Annotated in this window: 7 protein-coding genes and 1 pseudogene; 5 read left to right on the top strand and 3 right to left on the bottom strand. The window is 43.7% G+C overall.

What is annotated here, in order from left to right; genetic code table 11:
• Positions 1–382 (bottom strand): annotated as a pseudogene (locus tag HRT75_RS13965) (NAD(+) synthase); the annotation flags it as partial.
• 112 nt (positions 383–494) lie between these two features.
• Here HRT75_RS13965 and gldB point away from each other — a divergent pair.
• Genes gldB through HRT75_RS13950 form a run of 3 tightly spaced genes read left to right on the top strand, consistent with a single transcriptional unit; the run spans position 495 to position 2178 of the window.
• Positions 495–1460: a gliding motility lipoprotein GldB gene (gldB, locus tag HRT75_RS13960; protein ID WP_291187988.1), complete on the top strand. Its 966-nt coding sequence runs from the start codon at positions 495–497 to the stop codon at positions 1458–1460.
• Positions 1460–1792 (top strand): gliding motility protein GldC, encoded by a 333-nt coding sequence (gldC, locus tag HRT75_RS13955; RefSeq protein ID WP_291187986.1) that lies wholly within the window; start codon positions 1460–1462, stop codon positions 1790–1792. Before gldB ends, gldC begins: the two co-directional genes overlap by 1 nt.
• A gap of 5 nt (positions 1793–1797) precedes the next feature.
• Positions 1798–2178, top strand: a complete 381-nt coding sequence (locus tag HRT75_RS13950; protein WP_291187984.1) for a GTPase — start codon at positions 1798–1800, stop codon at positions 2176–2178.
• Here the strand turns inward: HRT75_RS13950 and yihA are convergent.
• On the bottom strand, positions 2169–2783 hold the full coding sequence (yihA, locus tag HRT75_RS13945) for a ribosome biogenesis GTP-binding protein YihA/YsxC (RefSeq protein WP_291187982.1): 615 nt from the start codon (positions 2781–2783) through the stop codon (positions 2169–2171). The genes HRT75_RS13950 and yihA overlap by 10 nt on opposite strands.
• Before the next feature lie 9 nt (positions 2784–2792).
• Complete coding sequence (locus tag HRT75_RS13940; RefSeq protein WP_291187979.1) at positions 2793–3557, bottom strand: alpha/beta hydrolase; 765 nt, start codon at positions 3555–3557, stop codon at positions 2793–2795.
• Positions 3558–3837: 280 nt separating this feature from the next.
• On the opposite strand from HRT75_RS13940, the gene mraZ reads away from it, so the two are divergent.
• Both mraZ and rsmH read left to right on the top strand, forming a co-directional pair.
• On the top strand, positions 3838–4311 hold the full coding sequence (gene mraZ / locus HRT75_RS13935; protein WP_291187976.1) for a division/cell wall cluster transcriptional repressor MraZ: 474 nt from the start codon (positions 3838–3840) through the stop codon (positions 4309–4311).
• A partial coding sequence (gene rsmH, locus HRT75_RS13930; protein ID WP_291187973.1) for a 16S rRNA (cytosine(1402)-N(4))-methyltransferase RsmH occupies positions 4298–4984 on the top strand: 687 nt, incomplete at its 3' end. The genes mraZ and rsmH, both read left to right, overlap by 14 nt.

Here is a 4984-nt window from a genome sequence, read left to right as displayed (position 1 = left end):
CAAAGTAATATAAGGTGGTCATGCGCAGACGCGCACGTGTATTTGCTAAAGACAGATCCAATAGGCTATCGTCTTCTACAGGCGGAGTTTGATCTTTTAAACCTTCAAACACTGGTGTAAGATCCACGCGGTGTGATGAGACCTTAGGGAAACGCTCTTTAAGCTGGGCAATATGCTCTTCTGCACGGGTCACTTGAGAGGCTGCTTGGTGAATCGGCATTTCCAAGCAGAGAGTTGGGTAGCCAGTCATGGCACAAAGTGTAGAGGTGACTCCTTAATCAATCCCTCCGCTCACTCCTAGCACAAAGCCATCAAGACCTGCGTTTTCAATATAGGACTTAAGCCATGAAACGATATGTTCGGTTACTTTATCTACTTGCATTTTTGGCCTTCTTTTAGCTTGATTTAACGTACCTTTGCCTAGCAAAATTACGGATTTTAAAATTTATTTTTGGCCTTCGCGTTATACGATTATGAATATCCAGAAATCTATAATGAAATCGAGTTTTTATTGGGGTCTTGGCTTGGTTTTTGGCCTGCTTTTTTCCTGTGCCGATTCGCCTGAGGTGAAGCCTGAAGTATTGGACATTGCCATGCAAACTGAGCTTGTTCGATTCGATCTGGAATTCGATCGCGCTCAAGAATCAGAGATTCCCAAATTAAAGACTAAGTATCCGCGTTTGTTTCCGCAGCAATACCCAGACAGTTTTTGGGTAGCTAAAAAACGCGACACCTTATTACAGGCTCTAGCTCGAGAGGTTCAGGCAGCATTTCCTGATTTCACCCAGCAAGAGGAAGAGCTCAATCTGCTTTTTAAACATATAAAGTATTACTTCTCAGATTTTCAAGCGCCTACAATATTTACTGTTATTTCAGAAGTTGATTATAAGGATCCTGTACTCTGGGCTGGAGATCAAATGAGCATTGGCCTAGACAATTATTTGGGAGCTGATCATCCTTTTTATGAAGGGATTCCTTTATATATATCAGCAAATATGAAGTCGGATCAGATCGTGGCAGACGTTGCGAATCTGGCCAGTCGGGCTTATGTTCCACCAGCCAGAAACCGCAGTTTCTTAGGACAGATGCTCTACCACGGCAAGTTACTTTATTTACAAACCTTATTGATGCCGTTAGAATCTGAGTCAACGCTAATGGGGTATTCAGATGCTCAATACCAATGGGCCACTGAGAATGAGATGGACATCTGGCGTTACTTTGTGGAGCGAGAAGTACTCTATGATACCAATCCTAAACTGTTGAATCAGTTTATCAATCCGGCACCTTTTTCCAAGTTCTATTTAGAGATAGACAACGAATCTCCAGGTCGTATAGGTCGCTATATGGGCTTACAAATGGTGAAAGCATTCGCGGAAAACACAGACAGCTCTTTAGCAGAAATATTAACAACACCTGCGGATCAATTGTATCAGCAGTCCAAATACAAACCCAAAAAGTAATGGCGAACAATCACACTTCAGAAATCTCTTTTAAAGTTGAATTAGACGAGAACAGAATCCCTGAGAAAATTCATTGGAGTGCTGCCGATGGCGGTGTGACCGATCAAGAATCTAAGGCTGCGCTAATCTCTGTTTGGGATCCTAAAGGAAAAGAGGCTTTGCGCATTGATCTTTGGACCAAAGACATGCCTGTTGAGGAAATGAAGGTTTTCTTTTATCAGACCTTGCAAGGGATGGCAGGCACCTACAAACGCGCCACCAATGATGATAAAATGGCTGATACCATGCTGGATTTTGTGGATTATTTTGCCGATAAAACTGGCATTAAATAAGCCTTATGCAGTCAGAGCGCGCCTTGCACTTTGTTTATAATGCCGATTCCGGCACGCTCAATGCAGTTAAGGACAGTTTGCATAAATGGTTATCGCCAGAAACTTACGATTGCGACCTTTGTGCACTTACGCACGATGCTTTTCAAGAAAACAAAGCCTGGAAAGCTTTTCGCGAATCGGCAGATATTCCCATGCATTTTCACCATCGGGATGAATTTGAAAAAACCTTCCGTTCTAAGTGGCTTCCCAAATACGATTTCCCAGCGGTTCTTTTAGCCTCTGAGCACGGCTTGGAATTGATAATCCCTGCTGATGAACTTAAAGTCCTCAACGAAGTTGATGCGCTTATTGCAGTGGTCAAAGAAAAGTGGGCGCTTTACAGCTGAGATTCTTCAGCGATCTCTTTGTTTATCGTATCGATATAATCCAGTAACTCTTCTGCTCCTAGGCGTTTAGAGCTCGAGGTGATGAAGTAGGGTGGTAGGCTTTCCCAAGTTTGCAGCAGGCGTTCCAAGTAAAGGTCTACATTGCGTTTTAGCGCATTGGGTTTGAGCTTATCCGCTTTGGTGAAGATGATTCCGAAAGGCAAATTATTCTCGCCCAGCCATTGCATGAATTCCAGATCAATAGGCTGTGGATCGTGGCGGCAATCCACCAATACAAAACCCATTACCAATTGTCTGCGGCGTTCAAAGTACTGCGTGATAAACTTCTGAAAGGTTTTTTTGTCTGATTTAGACACGCGCGCATATCCATAGCCGGGTAAATCTACCAAATGCCAATTCTCATTGATCAAAAAGTGATTGATCAGTTGTGTTTTCCCGGGCCTCCCGGAGGTTTTTGCCAAGCTCTTTCTGTTGGTCAACATATTGATCAATGATGACTTCCCGACGTTAGATCGGCCAATAAAGGCGTATTCCGGCAAATTGCTTTTCGGGCATTTGGCAACATCGCTGTTGCTCATCACAAAAGTTGCGGACTTAATATCCATGAGGTAGGTTTATAGCTGACGCTCTTTGAGCCAGGTATGCAGTAGTTCGTTGAATCGATCCGGATGCTCCATCATGGCAGCGTGTCCGCATTTATCGATCCAATAAAGGTTCGAATCTGGCAAGAGCTCGTGGAATTCCTCAGCTACATTTGGCGGTGTAACGTTGTCGTTCTTTCCCCAGATAATACAGGTTGGATTGGGCATATTTGGAAGATCCTTTGCCATATTGTGTCTGATGGCGCTCTTGGCAATAGCCAAGGTACGGATCAACTTATTACGATCATTTACGGTAGCGTATACCTCGTCAACGATCTCTTTCGTCGCAACTTTTGGATCGTAAAATACATTCTCAGCTTTTTGCTTGATGTATTCGTAATCTCCTCGTTTTGGATAGCTTTCTCCCATAGCGCTTTCATACAATCCAGAACTACCAGTGATTACCAATCCTTTGATCTTCTCCGGATAGAGTTTTGTGCACAACAGCCCGATGTGGCCTCCAAGTGAATTTCCTAAAAGAATAACCTGCTCATCTCCAATATGATCAATGAAATCAGAGACATAAATAGCCAATGTCTTCACATTGGTTTTTAGCAAGGGCATGGTGTAGATAGGCAATTCCGGGATCAGGATTTTGTATCCAAAATCGGGGAAGTATTCAGTAACTGCCTCAAAGTTAGAAAGCCCGCCCATCAATCCATGAAGGATAATTACCGGGGTCCCTTCTCCTTTCTCAAGGTAGCTGAATTTGCCTTCTTTTTTTAATTCGTGAGCCATTCGGTTGCTGCTAGTTGACTGTCGCAAATATAGGTAATATTCAGGGAATACATCGGGGGCTTGGTCGGTCTAAAATACAACTAATTACAAGGGCTTCAAAGCCCTTGAGTATCTCACAATAAACAGCCAAAGTTCTGCGTTCAAAATATTAAAAATCAAAGGTTTATGCGGGTTTCTACACTAGGGTGGTAAAACTTATCAACAATGTGGTAAAATGTGGTAAATTGTGGTAAAATATTGATATATTTGACCAACTAAACAAATTTTTCCGGGAAATCTCGTGCTCAATCTCATTGGAACATACGATTGTAAAGCAGACGTGAAAGGTCGCGTAATGGTCCCTGCTGGTTTGAAGAAGCAACTGTCTCCTTCACTGGCGGATGGCTTTGTGATCAAGCGCGCTGTGTTTCAGCCTTGTTTGGAGTTGTATCCGATGAGCGAGTGGAATGCCCTGATGGATAAGATGAGTGGACTCAATCGGTTCAATAGAAAGAACAATGATTTCATTCGTCGATTTACCGCAGGTGTTCGAACGGTAGAGCTGGACAGCACCGGAAGATTGTTGATCCCTAAAGACCTGATGCAATTTGCAGGTCTGTCAAAAGAAATTGTAATTGCTTCGGCCATCACAATAGTTGAGATCTGGGACAAAGCCAAGTATGAAACCGCGATTGCGGATGCAGCGAATGACTTTGCCGATCTGGCCGAAGAGGTAATGGGCGATACAGCGCATGATGTTGATGGAATATCATAAACCCGTTTTACTGGAAGAAACTGTAGCAGGACTTGATATCAAGCCGGCGGGAATTTATGTCGATGTAACTTTTGGAGGCGGTGGCCACTCGCGGGAGATTCTCAGCCGCTTGGATGAAAATGGCCGCTTGTTAGCCTTTGATCAAGATCCGGATGCCCAAGCTAACATCATAGATGATCCTCGGTTTACCTTAATTCCTGAAAATTTTAGATTCCTCAAACGCTTCCTGCGTTTTCACGGGCACAAGCAAGTGGATGGCATTTTAGGAGATTTTGGAGTTTCTTCTCATCAATTCGATCAAGCTGAGCGCGGATTCTCAACCCGTTTCAATGCGGAGTTGGATATGCGTATGAATCAAAAGGCTGGCCTTTCTGCTAAGGATTTGGTCAATGGTGCTTCTGAAGCTGAACTCACCCAAATACTCAGAAAGTATGGCGAGCTGCGTCCTGCAGCTGGTATGGCCAGATTGATCGTTGCGCGCAGAGAACAAGGCGAGATCGCTGATACTCAAACGCTCAAAGAAACTCTGAGGCGATTTATACCTCGCAATAAAGAACACAAAATCATGGCGCAGGTCTTTCAGGCTTTGCGTATAGCCGTAAACGATGAGTTAACTGCCTTGGAGGAATTCCTGATGCAGACTCAAGAGGTGTTAAAACCTGGTGGTCGCCTA

The sequence above is a fragment of the Gilvibacter sp. genome (assembly GCF_013214815.1).
GTDB lineage: Bacteria > Bacteroidota > Bacteroidia > Flavobacteriales > Flavobacteriaceae > Gilvibacter.
This window is presented reverse-complemented; position numbering and strand designations above follow the sequence as displayed.

What these genes read in the sequence shown, in the direction of transcription:
- gldB (WP_291187988.1), top strand. Translation starts at nt 495, where the DNA reads ATGAAATCGAGTTTTTATTGGGGTCTTGGCTTGGTTTTTGGCCTGCTT.
- gldC (WP_291187986.1), top strand. Translation starts at nt 1,460, where the DNA reads ATGGCGAACAATCACACTTCAGAAATCTCTTTTAAAGTTGAATTAGAC.
- HRT75_RS13950 (WP_291187984.1), top strand. Translation starts at nt 1,798, where the DNA reads ATGCAGTCAGAGCGCGCCTTGCACTTTGTTTATAATGCCGATTCCGGC.
- yihA (WP_291187982.1), bottom strand. Translation starts at nt 2,783, where the DNA reads ATGGATATTAAGTCCGCAACTTTTGTGATGAGCAACAGCGATGTTGCC.
- HRT75_RS13940 (WP_291187979.1), bottom strand. Translation starts at nt 3,557, where the DNA reads ATGGCTCACGAATTAAAAAAAGAAGGCAAATTCAGCTACCTTGAGAAA.